Annotated in this window: 1 protein-coding gene and 1 pseudogene; both read left to right on the top strand. The window is 72.0% G+C overall.

The genetic code is table 11. From position 1 onward, the window contains the following. Window positions 1-157, top strand: a pseudogene (locus OQ02_RS46555) (sensor histidine kinase); the annotation flags it as partial. Further along, on the top strand, window positions 145-336 hold a 192-nt coding region (locus OQ02_RS39605), incomplete at its 3' end, for a response regulator (RefSeq protein ID WP_033443826.1). The pseudogene OQ02_RS46555 and the gene OQ02_RS39605, both read left to right, overlap by 13 nt.

The raw sequence follows: 336 nt of genomic DNA, 5'->3' as shown, positions 1-336 counted from the left end.
GATCAGCGACGACGGCCAGGGGGGCGCGGACGAGAGCAAGGGGTCGGGCCTGGCCGGTATCCGCCGGCGGATCGAGGCTTACGACGGGCGTTTTACCCTTGACAGCCCGGCCGGCGGGCCGACGACGATGCGAGTGGAGCTGCCGTGCGGATCGTGATCGCGGAGGACGACCCGCTGCTGCGCGAGGGCTTGGCACTGCTGCTGCGCGCCGAGTCGCTCGACGTGGTGGCCACCACAGACACGCCGGGATCGTTCCTGGCCGCGGTGGCCGAGCACGAGCCGGACGTCGCCATCGTCGACGTGCGGATGCCGCCCACCCACACCGACGAGGGGATC

Origin of the sequence: Saccharothrix sp. NRRL B-16314, assembly GCF_000716595.1 — a bacterium.
Lineage (GTDB): Bacteria > Actinomycetota > Actinomycetes > Mycobacteriales > Pseudonocardiaceae > Actinosynnema.
This window is presented reverse-complemented; position numbering and strand designations above follow the sequence as displayed.